Consider the following 24,561-nt stretch of genomic DNA (forward strand, 5'->3'; position numbering starts at 1 on the left):
TGTCAGTGTGTTGCATCAATGCCTCATTCGGGCAGCGTTTCCGAATAGAAGGTATGCATGAGACGGTTGCGCCTACCGGCGCCGTCGGCCAGAAAACCGATTCGCCGTTTATGGGCATTGCCTTGCTTATCGACCAACAGAACTACCAGTTCACCCGTCAATTTGTCGCGTGCGGGGTCACCTTCCGGGATGTATTGAAGGCCCCGGAGGCGGTGCAGGCTGATAACCAGTTTGCCGGCCTCGAATACGGACATCTTGACGTCAATGTCCAACGACTTACTATCGCCCATCACGTCCTGAAGCGCGTCGTCGAAGTGCACTTTGCTTACATCACCGGGAACCGCCGGGTCGTCGAAGATAAATCCCGTCCAGCTGAACATGACTTCGTTTTCCTGCTGGCTCTCCCAAAGAATGATCGACGTATTGATCACATCACTGTCAGGCTCGGAGGGCAGAAACTTCAGCGTCTGGAAACTCACCCATTGCTGGGTATCGGGGTTAATGGCAGCCAGCGTCCAGTAATCAGTAGTCTCGAACTGGTAATCGAAATGCACATCCTCACCGAAGTCCGGAGGCCCCTCCACCGGCGGCTCAACCGGAGGATCTCCGCCATCCCCATGAGCACGCCGCGGAAGGAAGGTGTAATTGCGGGAATCGAACGTTGGCAAGCGTCGCGGCGTTATTTCAACCGTGCTGTTCACATCTTCATACCGCACAGAGGTCCACCAAAAGCCGGTAGCGTCGGCCCGGAAGGTCGCGTGGAAGACGCCGACAAAACCCGTTTCCGCCCGACTGTGCAGGTAGAAGTCCTGCACGACTGGCCGTTGCGCATCCAGGCCCGATTCAGCAGCGGAGATGCCGGTCCCGGACAGCTCGAAACGGTTATGTTGACTGCGCACGCGCCACGCCTGCTTATCGCCCTCGGACATGCCGTCGAGAGGGGGGAGTACTGACTCGATATTTTGGCCGGTTTCATCGTCTACCAGACGCATGGAGGCCCTTTCAGTGGGACTCAGCTCGTACTCGATTTCGTTGTCCGGCATCACCTGGGTCTTGACCTGCAGCCTGATTTGCTGATAACCGTTGGGGTACAGATTACCTTTGGTATTGTCAGGTGATGACGAGCCAGGGACCGTGATGGTAAACATCGACATTTCGGTCCAACTGCCTTCATCGATGACCTCGGATAATTCGATGACGCTATAGCCGCACGCCAGAACCACCCCGTTGTTCACCACTTCACAGCTCACCACGCTACTGGCGACAAGCGTCTGATCGGGAGGCATGAAAAGCCCCTGCCGATCGACAGTGCCTGGCCCACCCACCACCTTCCAGCGTCGCTCAAGCCCGGGCAACAGTGCACGGTCATCCTGTAGCTGCACCGCTACCTTTGGCCGTGCTCTGGGTACGAAAGCCGGCTCGACACGCAGCATTTGCTGCCCGTTGGCAACAAGCACCGTTGCGATGCCAAGGTCATTGCCCGACGCTTCTATCTGTTGCACGGCCAGCGCTCTTTTCCCGGACCTGGCATCCGGACTGAAAAGCGCGCCCTTGCCGGCCTCACTCAACCTGCCAAGCTCGGAGCCCAGCAACGCCCAGCTCACCGGGCTGCCGTCAAGCGTCGAAGCCGCCAGCGAGACCGTTTGCAGCGTAGCCCCCCCTGGCACTACCGTCACACGTGGCGCCAACTCCATGCTGCGTGATACCACACCCACCAGCGTCGAGACCTTGACGACAGCGCCTGACTCTTCATACGTGGCTGTGATTACCACGCGCAGCGCGTCATGGCCGATCGCCTCAATACCCGCCGCCGTGTAGACGCCGCTGGAAGAGATGCTGCCGCTTCCGGCAGCCAGGTGGCTTTGAATGCTCAATGCACTCCAGCTGGTGGCCGGTATTTCTTCGCCTTGCGGGTTGTACAGGACAAAACGCTGGGTCTGCCCGGCCGTCAGGGTCGAGAACAGGGGTGTGATACTGGCCTGTTTCGACCGAAGGCCGCCAAACAACAGCAGGTCATCCGGGCGGTGCTGCTCAAGTGGTTCGAATACGCATCCACCGGTGAACTTCAGGCTGTCCGCCACCTGCAGGCCTTCACGCTCGATCATCGACTGAGTCTCCTGCGAGAGCATCAGCACCGTGCCGTAGGTTGACTGACCGTCTGCCCCACGATCATCAGGTATCGGATAAACGAAATCATCTGTCGGCGGAAACACGCCTTCGGCGTCGCTATCCTGCGCGTGCATGAACAGCACAAGCGCGCCATCACCGGTCGTGTCCATGCGCGCATCGCTTGAACGCGGCGCGGCGCGGGTAACAAGCCGCAAGCTGCCTGGAGTCTGAACATGGTAGCGATTGAGCTGTGCCTGCAGCACTGAGAAAACCCGACGATGAAGCGCAATGTCCTTGAACGCCTCAGCAAAGAAATCCGCCAGTCGCTGGTTGATCGCCTCATTGACGCCCCCCAGACTACAGGCAACGCCAGCCCCGCCGGCCAGATCGAGCAGCACATGCCCCTCCTCATCCACGAAGAGCTCGACAGTCATCGCCAGCCTGAAGCCCATGGGCTCGCTGATGATGAAGCTGCCGGACACGGTAGTTACACTCCCCTCCGGCTGATGCAAGCCGCTGTAACGGCCAGACACGATGTTCATCGTGACGAGGACACTGCTGGAGCTCGGCGAGCCAGGCAGAAACGACAGGACCGGCACGCCCAGCTCGACCTGTTTCAGACGAACAGTGTCGCCTTGTCGCTCATCCACCACGATGTCGCCGGTGAACAACGGCAAGAAGGCCAGATCCTGATAGCGCTCGATGTATTGTTGCTCTATATGCCGGTTGAGCTCGCTGCGACTGACCGCCGCGACGGCTCCCCAGCCTTGGGTCAAGGTACCTGCACCCGCTCGCTGCACAATACCGCTCAATGAACGGGGCATTGCGTTAGCCGCCGTGCCCCCCGCTGTCCCGGTCAGTGCCTGCAACACACCGGAGGAACCACTCAATGGCAGCGGCAGAATCAAGTGCCCGGCCATTGTGCCAAAAACCTCGTCTTCAAATTCTGCAAACACGACAACGTAGCGTTCGGGTGCTTTGGCATCACTGCTGTACACACCCGTGGCGTCTATAGAGCCCGGCCCATCAATACTCCAGGTGACTGGAAGGTCACGGCCATTGACGACGACTTTCAGCTCGGCACGCTGATCATTGACGCTGGCAAGCGTTATGAACAGCATCGGAGGGTGGCGAACGACCAGTACCTGAATCGATTGGGTGTGCTGATCGTCGCTGACCGTTATTGTGTCAAGGACATAGGTATTCCCTGCCCCCCCTGTACCGGCGACGTAAAACTTCTCATGCGATGCATCAACGCCGTCCTCAAGCGTCCCGCTTTCTCCGGCTACCGGATCGACCACCGTCCATTTCAGGCTGGTTGCACGCGAACTGCGTGCTGTAAGCGCTACCCGCTGACCGTGATTACACACCTGAATCAACGGGCTGACGCTGACGCTGCTGGTGAGCACCGTCACCACAGCGGTACTGTAATGCCCCGACACCGGGTCCATCGCCTTGATCAGTACACGCTGAAAGCCCTGCTTTGCGGGCAGCGCTGCGGGCGCCGTATACAGACCCTGCTTATCGATTTCTCCCAAACCTTCAGTACCGTCATCCGATGGATCTTCCAGGGTCCAGACGATGCCCGACCGCGCAGGCTGGGTGGTCAATTGCAGCGCTTCTCCCGTAGCGATCAATGCCTGGTGCCCGGCGATACTGAACGTCGACGCACCGGGATCGATGCGTCCGAACACGACCTGGTCATAAGGCAGGCGCTTGAGTACAGGTTGCAACACCTGCTCGTCAGGCAATAACCAGCCGCCCAGAAAACGCTCGGCGCCCGTTGCATCCAGGGTTTTGCTCAACCCTTGCAGCAACGCGTGTTTGACGGTGTAGGCCACGAAACCGTTGACCTGCTCCAGCTCCCCGGCACTCAGGTTGTCCAGTGTTCCTGGAACGGCGCTGACTTCATGGTCGAACAGGTAAGGTGTATAAAGATGCCCTTCCACTGCCTGACCATCCGACCCACCTTCGGTCAGATGAAACTCATGCCTGAGGCTGATGTTGAAGGTAGCGTTGTGCGATTGCCATTCATCGCTGTCCAGCGCTCTGTAGCGAAAGCCCAGCGTGCAGGGAAATTCCCAGGTCTGCGTGGTCTGGGCGTACTCGAAGTCAATGGTCAGGGGATGCTGGGCGTTGAAGGCCTGAACGCTGAACGGTTCCGATTCAAAGACGAATTCCGCGCTGCGATATTCTCCAGCCGGAACTGCAAACGTGCCGGCCTGAGCGACCATCCGCTGCAGCGGTTTATCATCCGGAACGCTGAAGCTGAAGTCAGGCGCTTGCAGCATTTGTATCACCGCATGGCCAAAGGCAGCACGGTGCAGTGCGTGAGAGGAAAACACAGCAGTCGCCGAGTACGACTGCTGAGCATCGTTGGGAATCAGGTAACGGAAGTCGGAGTCGCCACCCGGAATCCCGCCCGTCACGCCGTATTCCATGGTCGCGAACAGCAGTAACGCGCCTTTTTTATGGACCGATACAGCATCGGGGCTTTCAAGCTGTGATCGCACATCGATTCTACGTACATTGAGCAATTCGTTGCTCTGCTCGTTGAAAATACCCAGCCTGAACTGCTGCTCATGATTTTCCGGGTTGCTGAACCAATCCTGAAAAAAGTCGCCGATCTTCTCTCGTTCGGTAGAACCGCCCGGAAAATCCAGTGAAAAATTTTTAGCCAGACCAAGGTCCACCACCAGATCCGCGCTTTGACTGCTCAGTTCCAGATCGAAGTCCAGGCCTGGCGCGTTCAGTGGGTCGTAGGCTGCGATTCTGTGAACATTGTGCTGCCCTTGAGCGTTCTCTACCACGGTATGCAAACCGGCGATAACTGAAATGCGCCAGGCCAGCAGCGAATGCTCCAGAACGCTGTGCTTGAACGACAAGCCTGGTGGCCCGAGAACGCAGCCCGAGAAAAAATGGGAATCATGCGTATCGGGAATCGTGATACTTCCGTCCGGCACCGGACGCGACATTCCCTGAGCCAGACTCTGTTGGTAAACCTGGTCGAGGAGCTCGTTGACCTTGTCGCCATCCAGAGCAATGATCGCGTCCCAGCCTCTGAGACGCGTGGTATTTTTCATCCATGCCAGCAGACTTTCCGCTGAATAACCAGCCATGACATCACCTCCTGTGATGTTGATATACAAAGACCGATGCGCATTCGGTCAGGACGCCGGTACTTCTTTGCCCTTCATCAATTCCAGCTCCGGGGCAAACCCGCCCACCGGTAGCGGCAATATGATATGCCCCTCCATGACGTCAAAGACTGGATGATCGGCCTCGGCAAAAATAAGCACAAACCGGTCAGTCGACGATATGTCGGGGGTGTACAAGCCGTCACTGATGCTCCCGCTCCCGGCGCCTACTCTCCATTTGACGCCAGGCAGCGCAACGGCATTGGCAAACGCTTGCAGTTGAACCTGATCGGCACGAATGGTCACAACGTCCACGGACTTGTCGACCTTCGCAACCTCCAGAACTTCAGAAACCTCCACGGTTTTTACGACTTTCACCGTTATCAATGGGGTTTGATGCTTTACCAATACCCACGACGAAACACTCGCCTGCCCGCCGGTCACGACTATCTGATCCAGAACATAGGTTTTGCCGGGCACCTTGTGCGCCGCGACGTAACGGTGATCACCATCAGCCAGTGCACTGCCCTCCAGAACACCGCTTTCGCCGGAAACCGGATCCTTGAGCGACCAGTGCATTTCTTCTGTGCCGAGCGAACCTGCCTCAAGCTCCACAATCTGCCCGGCGTCACACACCTGAATCAACGGATTGACGGTGATCGGGTTGGTCACGATCGTGACCAGCGCCGAACTCTGATAGTTGGAGTTCATGTCAGTGGCCGTCACCCGAACACGCGTGAACGCAAGCTCGGTCAAAGAGGCTTCTGGCGCGTAATATCGGCCGGTGCCATTGATGGCACCGAAGTTCTGCGCATCGCCCTGCAGACGTTCGACACTCCAGGTCACATTCGCACCCGGCGGTTGAATGGAGAAGGTGGTGGAACTGTCGTCCACCATCAGATGCTCCGCCGGGCTGACGACAAAGTCTGCCCCGGAGCTGTTGATGCGGCCGAAGGCGGCTATGTCTCTGGGCCCACGCAGTACATCAGGCACAATGGCTTCGTTGAAATTGAGATCGATACTGTCCCGGATGAACGAACTGATCGGCACACGAGTAGCGAGTTTGCGTGCCAGTGCGGCTTTGATGTCGGACTCGAACGGGTCCTTGTTCAACTTCTCAAAATTGCTTTTTACCGCCTCTATTAAAAACAGTAATGAAAAGCTGTTTGCTGGTGGAGGGATCTCCACGAAAGTCAGGCCATCGATGATGGTGTTTATCGTGAGGCTGGGGATCAAAACCAAGTCGTTGTTTTCTTCGGCGAAGGTATAAATGCACCGTACATCGACCGTGACGACCTTGCTCATGACCAGCAGCGCCCCATGGCCTGGCAACGTAAGCACAACGCCGGGGGTTGCTTTGGACTTCCAGGTCAATGCCACCGTGCCATCGGCAATGAGCTCCACAGACAAAGGCGTGCTCCCCAACGCATCAAGCCAGGTCTCGGTTTTGTAAACATTTGCCAGGACTGACACGCCATCGATTTGAACCTGGACATCCTGGCTGCTCGACTCGGACGTCTTCAGTCTGCCCGACGTGGCAGTCGCCTTGACCAGTCGGCCGGAGCCATCATGAACAGGTTTGAACACCACGCCTTCAATAACCGAAGCAATGGTCTTGGTCACTTCACCTATGAACAGTGCCGCCTTGAACGTACGCTCCGCACTGAACAACACGGTGGCCGAGTAATCTTTCCCGACATCATCCGGTATCAGGTATTGGTACTCTACCGGGATGTCGCCGCCTTCCTGACTGCCTTCCAGACGAATGAACACCAACACGGCCCCGTCGCCGTAGTTGGCGGCATGCGGGTCGAGAGGTGCAGCGGGATTGGTCTGGGTGCGCAGTTTGAAAGACTGTGGGTGCATCAGATTATTCGTGCCACGCTTGATCACGCCAAGCGTCCATATGCGCTCCTCGTCCGGCAACGCATTGAACAAGGCTTTGAAAAAAGCTCCGCCGAGTGCCCGGTCAGTCCTGTCAGCCGCGAAGGTAAGAATGAAATTGTCACTGTCCTTGAGGTCGAGCCGCAGCCGGCCATCGCTCTCGATATTGCCCGGGACCCTTTCCAGCGCGAGATCCAGTGTCAGCTTCGGACCTTGCAGCGCATCGATATGGATGACCCTGTAGGCTTCCCAATTATCGACGTTATTCTTCATCGTCAATTGGGTTCCGCCCAGGATCGAACAGGTCAATGTCGCATGAGACTGACCGAGGTTATCGTTCGAGAAGGCCAGCCTGGGCGCATCCAGAATAAAATTGTGAATGCTTTCTTTAAACCCTTCGCTCAGCCTCACCTCTCCGCTCACAGGCTTTAGATAGGTATCCGACGAAAAACGCGCGACATACTCCTGAAGCAACAGGTTATTCACCTTGCCTCGGGCCATTGCAGCGATGGAGTCCCAACCCCACATCACATTATTGTCGAGGTCTTTCATCCACTCGGTCAGGTGGTTCAGCGTGTTATTGGCCATGGGGTTACGTCCGTGTATGTGTGGGGTCATGCCAGTGGCTGTTGCGTCCTGCGCCAGCCTGCCGGCCTATAAAAAAAGACCGTCCAGTACGATGAAATTAATAGACGGAAACTGTGTGTAATTCGCCCCGTCATCAAAGCTGACTTCGACCGTGACGATGTTGGTCAGACTCTTTCTTTGCAGACTGTCCAGGAAATCCCTCGGGATGATCACCGGCACCTGCCTGGCATCGTATTCCGCCTCAGTGAGCGGTTCGGCGGCGCCGGTACGTAGCCCGAGCGCTTGTGGCGAACCCGACTGGGACAAGCCAGTAACCTTGATTCGTACCCGTTGCCCGGGTGCCATGTAGGCCCAGGATGCCAGCTCGAGAAGCGCACCTTCCGGTGGCACACAGTCAAGGTAAAGCAGGGTATCGGTAACGCGTGGTCGCATGATCTGGATATATGGCCAAACGGGGCCCAGGCCTCTGACTTCCAGCTTGAAGACTGGCGAAGTGCCTGATTGCAACGGTGAAACGACGCTGTAATAGACGCTCACCCACTTGTCCATATTGGCCGGGACCGCTGTGGACGGGATGATGAACAGGTGCGGGTTGTCTGGCGAAGGATCGGCGATAAAGCTGCCCGTGCCTGTATTGCCCTCCCAGTGCATCTGTATCGTGTAGTCGTCGCCGATGAACACATCTTTCGGTATGCGAATTTTCACCCCGCTCAGCAGCAACGAGGCATGGATATAGCCCACTACTCCCCATTCTTCAGCGCTCTCGATCTGGGCGTCGTCGATAACGGGCACAGGAAGATCGAGCGGACGGCTCAGCGTTACCTTGAGCGGCAACGAGCTGGCGGCATGGCCCGGTAGCGCATACTGATACATCAGCTCAATGTTCTTGCCGTTATTGGCAGAAAGCCAGGCCTTCGCCAGCGAGAACTGCAGCACGCCACTGTCGATATTGGATATGTCGGCCCTCAGGGTCTGCACCAGCTGATTGCCGCTGGAGATGTAAACCACGACATCGTCATTGATCTGCATGCCGAAAGGATCGATCAGCAGGGTGATGCCGCCAGGGAAGGCTTCCGGGTCCAGTGAGCCGCCGCTGAAATCCTTGATCTTCAAGGCCGGCAATAACGCCAAGGAGGGTATGACCATGGCCAGCGACTGGGTGACCGAAACCGTTGTCAATGCGGGATCGCCGTACTCGATGAGGTAGCTCATCAGCGCGAAGCCACCCGTTTCAATTGGCACCAGTTCGTTAGTCGGTATCGACCACTGCAGAGGCTGGCCCACCTCTTCCAGCGCCAATACCCGGGACAGGATAACAGGGAGCGCGAAACTGCCGTCACTGTAATAAAGATCCAGTGTGAGGGTCACTCTGTCGCCCTCGCGCATGGCCAGATACGACGGCGTCACGATCGACAGCTCAGAAAGATCCCACAGCAGGCCGGGGTCAAGCTTCAGATCGTGAGACTCCTTGCATTGCGGCACCCCCAGCCCGGCGGCGGCTGACGGACGTTTGCCGACATAGAAGAACAGGCGCTGGGATTCCTCGATGCTGCCCTCGACTACATACGAGTAAAACACCCAGCCCTGATCAAGCCTCATCAGCAACGGGTTAGTGATCATCAGCAGCATACCTTCAGGCTGCAGCCCCGCGACCTCGATCAAATCGTTGACGTAGTCGTCCACTTCGCCCAGGGCGCCGCAACCTCGCCAGTTGGGCATGAACCGATCGCAGTTCTTGATCCCTGGGTAGTCAATCCAGGTGGTCAGGTCGGCACTGCCCAACTGATCCAGATCGAGGTAGTTCCCGGGCTGCTGCAAGTCAGGCACCTTGGGGGCGGGGAAATTCAGCGCCATGAGTGAGACTCCTTTCTCGTTTCCGCTGAAATGGGTAGGTCGCAAGGGTTGACCCTGCAAGTGCGGATAGGACTTTTTTTACGCCGATGCCCATCGGTTGCCCACTAGCACTACTGCTAGGTTGTTGCCCGGGTAAGGACTGTTAGGGTTAGGCAAGACTTCCAGCCACACGGACGCCTCAGGGCGTTCAGGCTTGGGGGTCGTCAATGACCAGAGCGCAAGGACTGCACAATCGTCAGACACCGCTGCGCTTGGCACGCATCAATCAGCGAGGTCCGCTCCATGGCTGCTTCCACTTCCGTGCACTCCAACGCGCTCAATTTCATGAGTTGTCTGAAAAGCGGCGTCGACCCACGCACCGGGCTTTACAACATATCGATCAGCATGCCCGATCTGCAGAGCAATGACCTGCGCGGGCCAGGGTTCCGACTCGACCTGTCCTACAATCAGCTCAATACGCTGGACAGCGGCTACGGCCTGGGCTGGAACCTGCAGTTGTCGCAGTACGACCCTGCCACCCAGATCCTGTCCCTGAGCACAGGCGAGACCTTCCGGGTCGACGGCACCGGCAGCAACGGTCTACTGACGATGACCGAGAAGAAAATTGACACCTTCCACTTCTACAAACAGGACGATACGTCTTACCGGGTGGTGCACAAATCAGGTCTGATGGAAATCCTCAAGCTGCACAGCAGCGGTAATAAAAAAATGGCCTGGCCGGTAAAGATCATCGCCCCGTCGGGACACAGCATCGCGCTCGAGCACACGGTGTTCAACAGCAGCACCTACAGACTTGCTTCGATCACTGACGACCTGGGTCAGACGCTGTTGGCAATTGCACGCAGCAGTACATCCGTCGAGCTGAAACTGCATCCGTACGCGGGCACTGGCGGTACTCCACTGGCGCGCTTTTTGATGACCCTCACCGGCACAAAACACGTAACGTGCATCACCCTGCCCACCGAGAACAATGCGTCGTGGCGCTTCGAATATGCCCTGAAGAACGGCAATCAGTTATGCATCAACCATGTAGAGACGCCCTCTGGAAGCAGCGAAGAAATTTACTACCAGGATGAAGGCCATGCGTTTCCATCCAGCGCCGCTCGCCAGCCCATACCCAGAGTGACAAGACACATCACCGATCCCGGCCTCAGTCAGGCAAAGGTCGATGTGCGATATACCTACAAGGACGGCCAGCAACGCTCACTAAATTTTCTCGGTGCCGGGTTGCCCATCGCCTGGAAAGACGACGGCCTGGACAACCTCTATAAATATCTGCAGGAGTACAACTATGTCTGTACCGAAAGCCTGTGGGTCGACAACAAGGCCGTGCGCAGCATAGAGCGCACCTTCAACCGCTTTCACTTGCAGACCCGCGAAGTCACCACCCAGAACAAAAACCAGCAAACGGTCACCACCGCCTACAACATCCTGGAGGACGTGCATTACTCCAGACAGCCCGACGATTGTCAGCTACCCAGCGAAGTCACCACCCGTTGGCAACGGCTGGACGAGCCTGAGCGGACGCGCACAGAAACCGTCACCAATACCTATGACCGTTACGGCAATCCGCTGGTGCATACACGCGCCGACGGGATCCAAGAAGTCAGCAGTTGGTACCCGGCCGCCGGTGGCGACGGTTGCCCGGCCGATGCGGAAGGGTTTGTCTCACGACTGAAAGAAAAAGTGGTCAAACCCGCCCTGTCGTCGCAGCCCGGGGCCCCTACCCTGTCCAAACGTTATCGCTACAGCGCGCTGCCTGCACTGACCGGCAGCGAGTTACCCGACTGGATCGTGCCGGAAACCGAAACACTGCTGCAGCTTGAAAGCGATGGAACCTCTGTGGAGTTGCAAAAGATCCTGCTGGAGCACATCAACCAGCCGGACGCGTCTTTCCAGCATGGTCGAACCGGGAAAAATATCGAGTCCCTGAATGGAAAGGACACCGTTACCGTCTACGAGTACAGCCACGCCAGCATCAGTCACAGCAACAGCAGCAACCGCAAGAACAAGGGTAAGGGCAACAACAAGGACAACAGCGAACACTTGCAGGTCCCGGTACAGCTGATAGAGATCACCACTATCGGCTTCGACAATGCCCGCATAAGCAAGCAGCAACAGCAATCATTGTTGACCGGCCAGGTGCTGATTACCCTGGAAGAAGGCGTGGAGATCCGCTATGCCTATGACGCGCTCAACCGGCTTACCAAGGAAACGATCGCACCGAATTCAAGTGCTGGCTATGAAGCCAGTCGCGAGTACGAGTACACCCTGTGTTCCGCTCCGGGACAGCATGCAGAACAAGTGCTGACCGACGCCCGCAAGGTCAGGACGCGCTCTGTCATGGATGGCCTGGGCCGGGCAATACTCGAGGAACGGGACCACATCGACAGCAATGATCTGAAAGCGATGCGCATGATCCATACAGCGCAATACAACGCCTGGAACAATGTGCAATACGAAATGGATTACGACTGGTTCGACAACCAGCAACGGTTCACCACGCAAAGTACCTACACCTACGACGACTGGAACCGCCAGTCTGTCATTACCTCGGATCACGGCGTACAGACCCACCAGTACTACGACCCCATCGGTAGTGAAGAACATAACGGTCCGGTCCAGAAGACGTGGGTGCAAAGCAGTGACGCAGAACCTCTGATCAGTGGTCGTAGCGAGACCTGGCTGAACATGTTCGGCAAACCGGACAAGATCAAGAGCCAGAACGCAGCAGGAGAAGATCTGGGCTCACAAACCTTTCTCTACGACGGAATGGGGCGCTGCACGCAGCAGACTGACGAGTCAGACGACACAACCCTGTTCAGCTATGACGCCTGGTCGCGCATGGTCAGAACACGCTTGCCGGATAGCAGCGAGGCACATCGTGAATATGAACCGTTCAGCACCACCGAGCTGCCGACCAGCCTGAGCGTGATTCATCGGGACGGTATTACCAAAAGCCTGACAGGCGAACAGAAGTTCGACGGGCTGGGCCGTCTGACACGGGCGCAGGCAGGGCAACGTGTGGAGCACTACAAGTACGAGGATGGTCAAATGCAGGTCAAAACCCGCACGACGGCCATGGGTGATGCCATCAGCTACACCTACAAGCGGGAGCTCACCGACCAGATCGTCTCCAGTACTGCACCGGATGACGCTGCCCGTTTCGACTATGACAACGTCAGTGCCCGCCTGGTCTCTGCCACTAATCAGCAGGGCAAGCGCGCTTACGCTTATGACGCGCATAACCAGCTGACCAAAGAGACCTGGGAAGATCCGCAAGGCCGGACCTGGCAAACCCTGCATCGGACATCCTTGCAGGGCCGTACGATGTATCGCACCGATGTCGAACAAAAAGAGGTCAAAAATCCGGTTAAAGACGTAGTCAAGGGCCGGGTTAGAGGCGGCGTCAAAAACAGTGTCAAAGGCGTGGAAACGACTTACCGGTATGACACGTTCGGCCGACTCGAAAGTGCCGCTCAGGGCAACGTGGAGGTGACCACCCGGTATGACACACTGGGTCAGCCCTGCGAGATGACAACCCATGACATCGTCGCCGGGACCCGCCTGATAAACCTTATGGAATATGACGACCAAGGGCAGGAAGTGCTCAGGACGCAGATTGCCGGCAATCACCCTGTACGTACGCTGGAACAGCAATGGCAACCCGACGGGCTCATGCGAAGCCGCCACTTGCGGGAAGCGGGCAATACGCTGCTGCTGGAAGAGTTCAGGTATGACACCCGAGCCCGGCTGACCGGCATCACCTATTCAGGCAGTAAGTTGCCAGTGCACGCTTCCGACAAGGCGATGCTCAGCCAGACGTTCACCTTCGACGAGCTGGACAACATGACCCTGAGCTATACCAAATTTGCCGACGGCAACACTGAAACAGCCACTTTCCGCTATGGCAAAGAGGGTGACCCCGACTCCGAGGACCAATGCCAGTTACTGGGCATCACCTACAGGCCTCCACGGGACACGCCGGACCCGACGTTCAGCTATGACGCCAACGGCAATCAGTGCACTGACGAGCATGGCAACCAGTTGCACTACGACAGCCAGAGCCGCCTTCTTCGGGTGGTAAAACCGGCGGGTGAGCCCATCAACACCTACACGTACGACGGCCATAATCATCTGTCCACCACCCGCAATGGCAGTGACAGCGAAATACTGCGTTTTTATCAGGGCCAGCAGTTGAGCAGCACGGTGCAGGACGACCGACGTACTCAGTTTCTGCACATTGACGAGCAACCCATAGGCCAGCAGATCATCGGAGAACCTGCCAAAACCCTGCTGTTGCTGACGGATGCGAACCAGAGCGTTCTCGGTGAGTTCCAGCAGGACACGTTGCGAACGGCTGTCTACAGCGCCTACGGAGAACGCCACAGCGATGACGTGCTGCTCAGCGTTGCCGGGTTCAACGGCGAGGTGTGCGAAACAGATACGGGCTGGTACCTGCTGGGCAACGGCTACAGAGCCTACAACCCGGGCATGATGCGTTTTCACAGCCCTGACTCCTTGAGCCCCTTTGGTGCAGGCGGGGTCAACCCCTATACCTATTGCCTGGGCAATCCCATTGCCTGGCGCGACCCCACCGGGCATGACGCCAGCTCCCAGAGTGGCAGGCTGCGACGACCCGATGAGGATGAGATACCTGCAGAGATGTCGGGGGGTATTGGAATGATGACCTGGGTCATGCTTGCGGTTGGCGTAGCGTTCACGGCAGCAGGTGCCTACGCGACATATGCATCGTTTGGATTGGCCGCGCCCGCCTCGGTTCCTGTAACGGTCCTGGGTATCACGATGACCTCACAGGCGGCGGCCTACGTCGCAACCGGGGTGCTGGCGGCAGGGACCGTTCTGGGTGCTGCATCAACGGCTGCCACTGCTTATGGTGCAGCGAAAGGAGACGACACAGCCCTTCGGATAGGGGAATACGTCGGCTACGCCGCGATACCTTTGGACGCCGGTGGGATGCTATTGAAAAGTGCGGTTAAAAGCGCGCTCAAGGCTACGACCAAGGCTTTAGACCAAGGAAGTAAGATAATGAGGAGATCACTTGACGATTTGCAGGCCGCGCCTGGAATAGCTGCGCGACGTGGGTCTGCCCCAGCGAATTTGGCCGTACCCGGATTGGTTAGGGATGGGGAGATTCCAAGAGCATCCATCTTGAGGGGTGTGCCACCTCAACCGAACCCGCGGCCGACGAAAGGGCCTAACGCCAGGGTCAACCAGCAATCGGCAACTAATACAGCAGCATCCAATGGCCCTTCATGGCTTCTACAGCGAACGGCTTTTCTTAAACCGATTCCCGGCTTAGGGCCAAACGTATTCCAGGTTATAGGCGGTATTCGCATATAACAAATCTGAACTTCCCGCCGCTGACAAAAAACTCGTGACTGTCGGCGGCATTTCAGTCATCGCCTCTAATTCTATACCGTTACATTTGCCCTTCGGGTTCTCTGCCCGAACAAAAAATCACAGCCCCATGAAAGACCCGGAACAACATAAAACTCAAGATTTTAAATGTATGACACTAGTTTAGGAAATATCCTACACCTCCCGCCATTAAACAAAGTGCTTCAGAGACTTTGCAACTAACGCTCCTGCTGTAAACTCCCGCCCCGTCATGACACACAACACAAACCGTCTACCAAGACACCATAAATAGTTACATTTTTAGTCCTGCAACTTTAATACTTATAAGGTTTTAATCGTGAACAAAATGCTATCCGTATTGGGCCTTGCTCTGGCGACTACACTGACCGGCACTGTCGCATCCGCCAACCCCGGCCCCGGCACCATCCGTTTCGAAGGCAAGATCACCGCCACCACCTGCCCTATCGAAGTGGTCAATCCGGGCGATGGCTCTATCGGCAACGTGGTGAACATGGGCTCTATCGAAGCCAACCGTTTCACCGGCATCGGTGACGAACTGTCTGGCAAGAGCTTTGCCCTGCGCGTCAATGACGACGGCAGTTGCGGTCTTACGTCTGGCGGCGCCGCGAACACTGCCAAAGTCACCTTCATCGGCGCCCCTGACAGCAGCGGCGACTACTTCGGCGTCACCCCTACTGTCGACGGGGCAAAGGGCGTTGCGATCGTGATCAAGGACCAGACCGGTACCGCCATCAAACCAGGCGACGCCTCGGCGCCTTATCCACTGGTCGAGGGGGGTGTCACCGACATGGTGTTCAACGCCTACTACCGTTCGACACTGGCTACCGTTCAACCCGGTGCTGCTTCGGCGGATGTCCAGTTTGTTGTCGCGATCAACTGATACATCGACCCACTCGCTCACTGTGTAAGGATCAATAGTCTTTTCACGTGAAGCATCTTCACTACGTTCAGGTCCGTTCGGATCTGAACGTACAAGGTAACTTTCCATGATTTGCCAACAGGCTTTTAAAAGACCTGCCCTCGCGGGGTGCATGATGTTATTCATATGCGCAGCTTATATACCCGCCAGCCAGGCAGCACTGACCGTCAACGCAACGCGTATAGTGTTCGACGGCGACAAGCGCAGTACGTCGGTGGTCATATCCAATCCTAGTGATCGCCCGTTCGCGGTGCAGACCTGGGTAAATACGGAGGCAGACGACACTGTCACCGTCGTTCCATTCGCACCTTCGCCGCCACTTTTCCGCCTTAATCCGGGCAAGGAACAACAGGTACAGATCAATGGCCTGCCCCACGACCTGCCCTCTGATCGTGAGTCATTGTTCTACTTTAACGTGCAGGAAATACCTCAAGCCGACTCTTCGCAAGGCAATGTACTGAATATTGCCCTGCGTACCCGCATCAAACTGTTTTATCGCCCGGTTCTGCTGACTGACAACCCCATTGCCCGCCTCAAGGAATTGCAATGGTCGGTCCGGCAGATTGCCGGCAAGGCAGAGCTGACCGCCATGAATCCGACGCCCTTTCATGTGTCGTTCATTCGCCTCGACGTCTCCGGCGGTGGCAGGACTGAAAAGGTCAGTGAAGTCGCCATGCTTGGCCCGTTCAGCTCTCGCCATTACACGCTCAACGAAACGAAAGCGGTACCGGGCCTGCAGGTGGTGTTTGCCGCGATCAACGATTACGGCGGCTACAGCCAGCCGCAGACAGCTACGGCCACGCTGACTGACTGAAACAGCGCTGGCACGCTTCATCCCCAGGACATTGAACATGACCCTATTACCCGATTTCGGGTTCATACCGGTGCGCCTGCGTTTTATGCAGGTGCTGATTGTGTGCGGCAGCGTGACCGTTCCGCTGGAACTGACCAAGGCGGCAACCCCTGTCAATTTCCAGTCCGGCTTCCTGCGTCAGGGCCAGGACTATGACAGTGCGGCCGCGGCCAGCGTGCTGAACCAGTTGTCAGTTGTCGAGAGCCTCGGGCCAGGCGACCATTGGGTAGAAATCCACGTCAATATGCGCTATTTCGGCCAACGGCAGATCCGTTTCGATGCCGACCCGCAAGGCAGCGGCCTGCTGCCCTGCCTGTCGTCGGAATTGCTTGAGCAGATCGGCGTACGCCTCGACAGTCTGGCCGACCCGGCCTCGTTGCAAGTCGCCTGTGTCGCGTTGGGGCAATTGATTCCGGACTCCAGGGTCGTACTCGACGGCGGCAAACTGCAACTGTCGATCTCGATACCGCAGATCGCCATGCGCCGCGATGCCAACGGTCGAGTGGACCCGGCGCTTTGGGATTACGGCGTCAACGCCGCCTTCATCAATTACCAGACCTCGGCGCAACAGACGACCCACAGGGAGACAGGCACCAGCAGCAGCGCAGACCTGTACCTAAACACCGGTATCAACCTGGGATCATGGCGATTGCGCAGCAATCAAAGCGTGCGCCAGGATGCACAGGGACATCGCGAATGGACCAGAGCCTACGCTTATGCACAGCGCGACCTGCCCGGCACGCACGCTAACCTGACCCTGGGTGAAACCTACACCGGCGGCGATGTCTTCCAGAGCGTGCCGATCAAGGGCGGGTTGATCAAAACCGATCAGGAGATGCTCCCCGATTCCCTGCAGGGTTACGCACCGGTGATTCGTGGCGTGGCGCAAAGCAGGGCCAAACTCGAAGTGCTGCAGAACGGATACCCGATCTACTCCACGTATGTCAGTGCCGGCCCCTATGAAATAGATGACCTGAACACGGCGGGCAGCGGCGAACTGGAGATCGTGCTGACCGAGGCCGATGGACAGGTCCGGCGCTTTACTCAACCCTACTCGACCATCAGCAACCTGTTGCGCGAAGGCGTCTGGAAATACAGCACAGCCCTGGGCCGCTTCAACGGCGCCTACGCCACCGAGCATCCCTGGCTGTGGCAAGGCACGCTGGCCGTTGGAACAGGCTGGAACTCAACCCTTTATGGCGGACTGATGACCAGCGACTTCTACCACGCCGCTGCACTGGGCGTGTCGCGGGACATGGGCCTGCTGGGGGCGATGGCGTTCGATGTGACCCGGTCACGCGCCAATATCGATCAAACCGGTCGGTCCAGCGTGCAGGGCATGAGTTACGCCATCAAGTATGGCAAGGCGTTCACTACCCATACCAATCTGCGCTTCGCAGGTTATCGCTACTCCACCGAAGGCTATCGGGATTTCGACGAAGCCGTCAGTCAGCGCAGCAACAACGCTACGTTCACAGGCAGCCGCCGAAGCCGCCTGGAAGCTTCGGTTCATCAAAGAATCGGCGCACGCAGCAGCGTAGGTCTGACGCTGTCGCAACAGGATTACTGGGGCCGCGATATCGAGCAGCGGCAATTTCAACTCAACGTCAACACCCATCGTGCCGGGATCACCTACAACTTCTACGCCTCACAGTCACTGAGCGTAGACAGTAGCCGCGGCAACGACCGGCAGTTCGGCCTGAGTATCTCGATGCCCCTCGACACCGGCCATTCGAGTAATGCCACACTCGACCTGCAGAGCAGCGCCAATCGCCACAGTCAACGGGGCAGTCTGAGCGGGAGCTTCTATGAAAACCGCGTCAATTATCACGCCAGTCTTAGCAACGATGACGGCAAACAGCAAAGTGCAGGCCTTGCGGCAGGCTATCAGGCGCCCTTCGCCAGCCTCGGCGCCGGCGTGACCCAGGGCAATGATTATCGAAGTGCATCAGTCAACGTCAGTGGCGCCTTGTTGCTGCATGCGGACGGCATCGAGTTCGGCCCGAATCTGGGCGACACCATCGCCCTGATCGAAGTACCCGATACACCCGGCGTTGGCATACAGAACGCTACCGGTGTCAGGACCAATAGTCGCGGCTACGCATTGATGCCCTATCTGCGCCCCTACCGCTATAACCCGATCACCTTGCAAACCGACCGACTGGGGCCCGAGGTGGAAATCGATAACGCCAGTACTCAAGTGGTACCTGCCAGGGGGGCCGTGATCAAGACCACCTTCGCTGCGCGCAAGGTGACGCGCCTGGTCATCAATGCAACCACTGACAGTGGCAAGCCGCTGCCATTCGGCGCCCAGGTCAGCGATGCGCAGGGCAACATTCTGGGCATCGCAGGGCAAGGCGGGCAGATTTTGCTGTCTACCGGCATGCAGGCCCAAACCCTCGATGTCCGCTGGGGTGAGAAAAGCGACCCTCAGTGTCGTCTGCACATAGACCCCGCGGGCATGCCTCTGGCCAAGGGTTACCGAATGCAAGACATGACGTGTACCCAGTGACATCAGATTTGAGCCGTCCGCGACATTGTTATTTCAGGAATCACCCCATGAACACTGCATTGAATGCCCTGCTCCCCAGTCTGATCCTGTTGGGGACCAGCTATAGTGCTGCGGCTTACTCCGAAGAACCGGATGACACACCGAGCAACGATTGTTATTGGGTCTCCTCACCGGGAATAAAGGATTACCGGCGCGACATCGGCACGCTCTACGTCCCCAAAGACGCCGCAGTGGGTACCTTTATCGGCAGCATCGATATGCTTAACGCCACACCAGACCAGGCAGGCCTGGAGGCGGCCTGCAAAAATGACGGCACGGCGCTTCTGGAATTCAACGCTACGGCAACGGCTCCGATCTTTCCGGGCACGGTGGACCCTATAAACGGGGAAGACCTCACAGGCAAGATACTGCAAACCAATATTCCGGGCGTCGGGGTGCGGGTAAGACTGGAGTTTCCGTATGACAGGAACTGCCCCAATTGCTTCACGCCTGTAGGTGGCAGCGCCTCCGTTCCGTTCATCGGCCTCAACGACCACGAGAAAATGCTCACGAGCCTGCGTTTTCTTCATCTGAACAACTATGTCACGCTGGTCAAGACCGGACCGATTCCCTCCGGCCCCAATGTGCTCAATGGCAGTGAACTGTTCTCCGGAAGCGTGACAACGCTTGGCAGGATCATGAAGTTCGGGCTAACCGGCACAATACTTCAGGCACAGTGCAGCGTCGGTGCAGATCCGGTCAGTGCCGACACGGTGCAGTTGGGTGAGTGGGACAGCGCTGACTTCACCGGTCCCGGTTTCACCACACCTGCGGTGCCATTCAGTATTGCGTTGAGCAACTGCGAGACCTATACGGGTGACGGCTTCGTGGCAACGGCGCATATCCAGCTCGATGGTGTCGAAGGCTCGGTCCCCGAGGGCCCTGTCGGCAGCGGGGTTTTCACCCTGACCAGCGATTCGGACGCCAAGGGTATGGGGATTCAGGTTCTCAAAGGTGATGGAGTCACGCCCATGGAGTTGCAGACCGAAGTGCCAATCATGGCGATCACACCCGGTAACGTTGTACTGAACTTCTACGCCCGGTTCTATCAGACACAGGCCAGCAGCGCGATCCGGCCGGGCAAGGCCAAAGGAGCCCTCAGCTTCACGATGACCTACAAGTAGCAATGCATCATGGACTGCCAACTGGCGGTCCATGACCTCCTCCTCAGGGGTACAACGTTGGTCTGAGCGAAGGAAAAGACTGCCAGGAGAGCGTCTGATCGAAACTCACACGCACCCGGACATCGAGCTGAGTGCCTATATTAAATGCCTTCAAATCCGTTTTGCTGATAACACCGGCGTCGATTTTATCGTCCACCCGCGGCACCGGGTATTCATCCAGAACGTTAACGATCAACAATTGATTATCAGCACTGCTGACACCATGCACCTCGATGGTGAGGAACTGGTCAGTGCCCATGAATGACCAACTGTCGAGCGTGAACCGTGCGTAGCCTCCCTCTGCAATGTCCTGCAGGCTCAGACGCCCCCCGGAGACTTTGTCACACTGCACCACCGGAAAGCCTGTCATGACCATGATACTCAGCGTATGCAGGTCCGAAAGATAAGGCGGGGTGGCGCTTTTTTCGAATACCTCATAATAAACGGGGATCGACTTGCCGAAATGCTGGGCAATCTGTGTGGAAGGAATGTTGAACAGTCTCGAGTCTGCTACCTCCGTAAGAAAGGCCCCCACACTGCCGGGCTCGGCCCATTGGACGCGGACGGTGTCACCGGGAGCAATCACGGCACTCTCAGGTATCGATACCACGGCGCCCTGATAGGCATCCAACGGATCGAGCGTACTGGCGCTTGCCGAGCCTGACGCCTTCTGAACCCGCGGGGGTGGCAGCACACGCGGTACTGGCTGAGCACGCACCAGCAGCGAAACAGCCAGCGCACGGGGCCCGGCATTCCCCGAGCGATCCTTCAACCTGTAGGACACATAACGAATGCCATCGCCACTCTCGAGAACCATTTGCTTGTCGAAGGCAATATTGATCGTGCTACCGATGTCGGACGCTTCAAGCGTCAGGGTTCCGGTGTGCTCCGAGCCCGTCAGCGTACTGCTCCAGTACCAGATAATGAGATCCCCGGCGCTCGGCGAAAAATACGCGGGCACTTCGGCCAGCACGGTGTTGCCATGAGAGTCCAGCCAGGCCGAGGTAAGACCATCCCTGATGATTTCTTCCGGAAAAATCAGCGCCCCTTCGTCTGCGAATACCGGTGCCGTTTTATCAATGACAAAGGCCAGTGTTTCGGATTCGGTCTGCACCTGATTGGCGGTCTCGACGCTATAACGGAGTCGATGCTGGCCTTCGCCCAGGTATTGCTGCGCGATCATGATGAACAGATCGACAGGCTGTACAGGTTTGGTCCAGACCTTCTCCTCCAGCAGCAGGTCATTCCAGTACACGCGCAGATACTCAGGGTCGCCCGGAGTGGGCTCGGAGTTTTGCCACATGGGAAAATCGACCCGCAACGGCACGAGCCAGGCACTGCTGGGAAGCAGATTGGGTTCACCGCCGGGTACGTCAGGCAGGAGTTCGGCGATCACAGGCGGCGCAAGCAGCATGCTCTTGCGTCTTGAAGCCGGCCAGAAGAGGACTCTGATCCGTTCGATCCACTTTGAAATGACAGACATGAGCCAGGCCTCCAGTAGGAGAAAGCGGTGGCCGACCCGTTTGCCGACCGCCATGCCCGTCAGTTAACACCCTGTTTTTTTTGCGGATACTGGCACAAGTGATAGGACCGTTGGCGCATCAGCGCCATCGATCAAGCATCAGCCCCCCGCTTCGCTGTCGCTACCAACTGTAACGCAAGCCTGCACTGGCGCCCCACGGCTGCTCGATAGCATCGCCATTGCTGTAATCGAAATCAGCATGCAACTGCAGGTTGTCAGACAGTGACACCGAAACGCCCGCCCCCAACTCGCCACGGGAACCGGAGAGGTCGTTATTGAAGACGTTGTCGTTGACCTCGTTCCTGTTGACGAATTCGTGAGCCACGGCAACCCGCACGTAAGGTTGCAGCGTACGTCCCTGGCCCAGATCGAAACTGCGCCCCGCCGTCGTACCGACCTTGCCGAGCAGCGACCGGCTGCGGTCACCCTCAGCGCGCATACCGTTGTCCAGTGCGTAGTCCTTGCCCTGAACGACCAGGCCCGCCAGTTGGGTGTAGGGTTCGAGAAAATAACCGTTGTCCAGTTTGATATGCCGACCCAGCTCCAGCGACGCGCCAACCCCCAGATTGTCGTAGTTGCCGCGCGTGCGGGAACCATCGCTGAGATTGACTCTGGCCTTGTTTTTGAACTGATTGAGTTTGATCACGCCATCGACGTAGTAGCCGCTCTCGCTGTCCAGCCAGGTGCTGTAAGCGCCCAGCGAGTAGCTGTCGACCTTGCCACTGGCACCGTGATCCAGGCTGAGGTCGGACGAGCTCTGCCCCATCATCACACCCGCCAGCCATTGTCCCGACCCCACAGGCAACTTGCCATCTGCGCCGAGAGCAACACCGTTCTGAACCTGCCGATATCCGAAGCCCGAGGCGTCGGCCACGTTGAATTTGTTGCCGTAGGTCCGTATCCAGCCGCCGGAACGGGCCTCGTCCATGCGCAACTCACCCATGCGCGAACGCAAGGTGCTCAACTCCCCATACCAGACAGTCGGCGCCGTGTTGAACAACGCCATGACAGTCTGTGCGCCCGGGCTGATGGTCCGGGTGGCGGTATCCAGATACCAGTCGTTATCGCCCTGTTTGATCAGGTCATAGGACCAGGCGCCCAGGTCCACTGCGCCGCCTGAGAGCGAAAAGCTGGCATCGCCGGCTGCCGCATGCACGACGTGCAAGCTGGTGTCGCTGAGCGGATCAGCCCCCGTGCTACCGATAAGCAAGGTATGACTGCCGGTCGCACTGCCCGTGATGTCAAGAAAGTCAGTGGTCTTGCCACCGAAATCCACGTCCATCATGAACGTACCATTCCCTGACAAGCTGGCGAGCGACAAGGTGTAAAACGAGGCCGCGTCGCCAAACCTGACCGATCCGCCGTCCATGGACAATTCATTCACCTGACCGTTCTCGACCATCACCCACTGGCCTCGGCTGCTGAGCGACAGGCTGGATACGTTCTCCAGGCGCCCGGTCAGGGTCGCGTTATTTTGCAGTGACAGGCTGGCGGTACTGCCCTCACCCGCCGATACATCGCCCTGCAGATGGCTGTTGTCCACGGTCATGTGCGCCGTTGAGCCGTTGAGCCGTTGAGCCGTTGATCAACTCCAGTATCTTGCCATTGCCGCCGGTCAGCGTAGAACCATTGTTGACCTGGATATCGGCAGTCGCGGGCGCACCGGTGGGCGTTCCGACGATCAGCGCCGCCCCGGTGATACCTTCGACCCGGGTTCCCTCAAGGACCAATAAATTGCTTGAGGGTACGGCCGGGTCAGCGCGCAAGCGCACGCCATATTGCTGCCCGGTGAGGGTACTGCCGGACGCCTTCACCGTGGAGTCAAACATCTCCATGCCTCTGCCATTGGTGCCGGTGGCCGTCACCGAAGTACTTTCCAGGGTCAGGTTGCTGAGCGAGCCGGCATTTATCCCGCGATTCGTGGCAGTGATCGTGCTGCCGATGACGGTGGCAGTGGAACCGACCAGTCGTGCACTTTCATTGCCCATCCCCAGGCCATCCGCACCACCTGTCAGGGCGCTGCCGACAATCAACGCATCTGCCCCGGTCAACGATACGGCTGAAGAGCTGGTGCCTGCACTGACCTGACTACCAGTGAGCGTCAGCTGCGCCCCGGTGATCGTGGATATTTGCAGGGTTGTCGCGCCGTTGGCCGTCAGATTTCCGGTGCTGACAACCCGATAGCTGTCCAGCGGACCTGTTGCATCAATGGTCTGCGGCGTATTGACAAGGATTTGCGCAAAGGCATGACTGCCAGGCAGCAAGGGAGAGAGAAAAATAACGGTTTTCAATGTCCATGAAAGCGGACGCAGCACGAATGGAGCATTCATGACGATGCATTACCTTGAGGTAGACCTGGTTGAACCCCGTGAAGACTGCCCGAAAGCGGTCTCGGGAGAGAGGCCGAAAGACTACGGGGATCCAACCGAATGCTCTGTAGGACGTTTCCTAGGTAAACGTAGGGAGGTTCTGACAGCAGAAGATCGTCGGGGAAAATACCAATAAGCGTAGGTGACATGACCCGGTGCGCGCCGGCCTACCTAAACCGTTTGGGAGCAACCTGAGCCTGCGTATACCC

The 24,561-nt window shown here is 57.6% G+C and carries 9 protein-coding genes and 1 pseudogene; 5 read left to right on the forward strand and 5 right to left on the reverse strand.

Features of this window, described 5'->3' with window-relative positions; all coding sequences use genetic code 11:
• Positions 1-23 precede the first annotated feature (23 nt).
• From PCPL58_RS18275 to PCPL58_RS18285, 3 genes are all read right to left on the reverse strand, one after another.
• Positions 24-5,228 (reverse strand): imidazole glycerol phosphate synthase, encoded by a 5,205-nt coding sequence (locus PCPL58_RS18275; RefSeq protein WP_065350090.1) that lies wholly within the window; start codon positions 5,226-5,228, stop codon positions 24-26.
• Between the two features lie 48 nt (positions 5,229-5,276).
• Positions 5,277-7,718 carry a hypothetical protein gene (locus PCPL58_RS18280; protein WP_065350091.1) on the reverse strand — a complete coding sequence of 814 codons (2,442 nt, stop codon included), beginning with the start codon at positions 7,716-7,718 and terminating at the stop codon, positions 5,277-5,279.
• Positions 7,719-7,784: 66 nt separating this feature from the next.
• Complete coding sequence (locus tag PCPL58_RS18285) at positions 7,785-9,572, reverse strand: hypothetical protein (protein ID WP_065350092.1); 1,788 nt, start codon at positions 9,570-9,572, stop codon at positions 7,785-7,787.
• A gap of 282 nt (positions 9,573-9,854) precedes the next feature.
• On the opposite strand from PCPL58_RS18285, the gene PCPL58_RS18290 reads away from it, so the two are divergent.
• The 5 genes from PCPL58_RS18290 (at position 9,855) to PCPL58_RS18310 (ending at position 20,422) form a co-directional block, all read left to right on the forward strand.
• Complete coding sequence (locus PCPL58_RS18290; RefSeq protein ID WP_065350093.1) at positions 9,855-14,936, forward strand: RHS repeat-associated core domain-containing protein; 5,082 nt, start codon at positions 9,855-9,857, stop codon at positions 14,934-14,936.
• A 355-nt stretch (positions 14,937-15,291) separates the two neighbouring features.
• Positions 15,292-15,855: a fimbrial protein gene (locus tag PCPL58_RS18295; RefSeq protein WP_065350094.1), complete on the forward strand. Its 564-nt coding sequence runs from the start codon at positions 15,292-15,294 to the stop codon at positions 15,853-15,855.
• 106 nt (positions 15,856-15,961) lie between these two features.
• Positions 15,962-16,708 carry a fimbrial biogenesis chaperone gene (locus PCPL58_RS18300; RefSeq protein ID WP_065350095.1) on the forward strand — a complete coding sequence of 249 codons (747 nt, stop codon included), beginning with the start codon at positions 15,962-15,964 and terminating at the stop codon, positions 16,706-16,708.
• 37 nt (positions 16,709-16,745) lie between these two features.
• Positions 16,746-19,259, forward strand: coding sequence for a fimbria/pilus outer membrane usher protein (locus tag PCPL58_RS18305; protein WP_065350096.1), 2,514 nt, complete (start codon positions 16,746-16,748; stop codon positions 19,257-19,259).
• A 47-nt stretch (positions 19,260-19,306) separates the two neighbouring features.
• On the forward strand, positions 19,307-20,422 hold the full coding sequence (locus PCPL58_RS18310; RefSeq protein ID WP_003366756.1) for a fimbrial protein: 1,116 nt from the start codon (positions 19,307-19,309) through the stop codon (positions 20,420-20,422).
• Positions 20,423-20,465: 43 nt separating this feature from the next.
• Here PCPL58_RS18310 and PCPL58_RS18315 read toward each other — a convergent pair whose 3' ends face one another.
• Both PCPL58_RS18315 and PCPL58_RS32445 read right to left on the reverse strand, forming a co-directional pair.
• Positions 20,466-21,998 carry a hypothetical protein gene (locus PCPL58_RS18315; RefSeq protein ID WP_083188425.1) on the reverse strand — a complete coding sequence of 511 codons (1,533 nt, stop codon included), beginning with the start codon at positions 21,996-21,998 and terminating at the stop codon, positions 20,466-20,468.
• Between the two features lie 106 nt (positions 21,999-22,104).
• Positions 22,105-24,313: pseudogene (locus tag PCPL58_RS32445) on the reverse strand (autotransporter outer membrane beta-barrel domain-containing protein).
• Between the last annotated feature and the right edge of the window lie 248 nt (positions 24,314-24,561).

Origin of the sequence: Pseudomonas cerasi, assembly GCF_900074915.1 — a bacterium.
Classification (GTDB): Bacteria; Pseudomonadota; Gammaproteobacteria; order Pseudomonadales; family Pseudomonadaceae; genus Aquipseudomonas; species Aquipseudomonas cerasi.

What these genes read in the sequence shown, in the direction of transcription:
- PCPL58_RS18300 (WP_065350095.1), top strand. Translation starts at nt 15,962, where the DNA reads ATGATTTGCCAACAGGCTTTTAAAAGACCTGCCCTCGCGGGGTGCATG.
- PCPL58_RS18310 (WP_003366756.1), top strand. Translation starts at nt 19,307, where the DNA reads ATGAACACTGCATTGAATGCCCTGCTCCCCAGTCTGATCCTGTTGGGG.
- PCPL58_RS18290 (WP_065350093.1), top strand. Translation starts at nt 9,855, where the DNA reads ATGGCTGCTTCCACTTCCGTGCACTCCAACGCGCTCAATTTCATGAGT.
- PCPL58_RS18280 (WP_065350091.1), bottom strand. Translation starts at nt 7,718, where the DNA reads ATGGCCAATAACACGCTGAACCACCTGACCGAGTGGATGAAAGACCTC.
- PCPL58_RS18315 (WP_083188425.1), bottom strand. Translation starts at nt 21,998, where the DNA reads ATGGCGGTCGGCAAACGGGTCGGCCACCGCTTTCTCCTACTGGAGGCC.
- PCPL58_RS18305 (WP_065350096.1), top strand. Translation starts at nt 16,746, where the DNA reads ATGACCCTATTACCCGATTTCGGGTTCATACCGGTGCGCCTGCGTTTT.
- PCPL58_RS18285 (WP_065350092.1), bottom strand. Translation starts at nt 9,572, where the DNA reads ATGGCGCTGAATTTCCCCGCCCCCAAGGTGCCTGACTTGCAGCAGCCC.
- PCPL58_RS18275 (WP_065350090.1), bottom strand. Translation starts at nt 5,228, where the DNA reads ATGGCTGGTTATTCAGCGGAAAGTCTGCTGGCATGGATGAAAAATACC.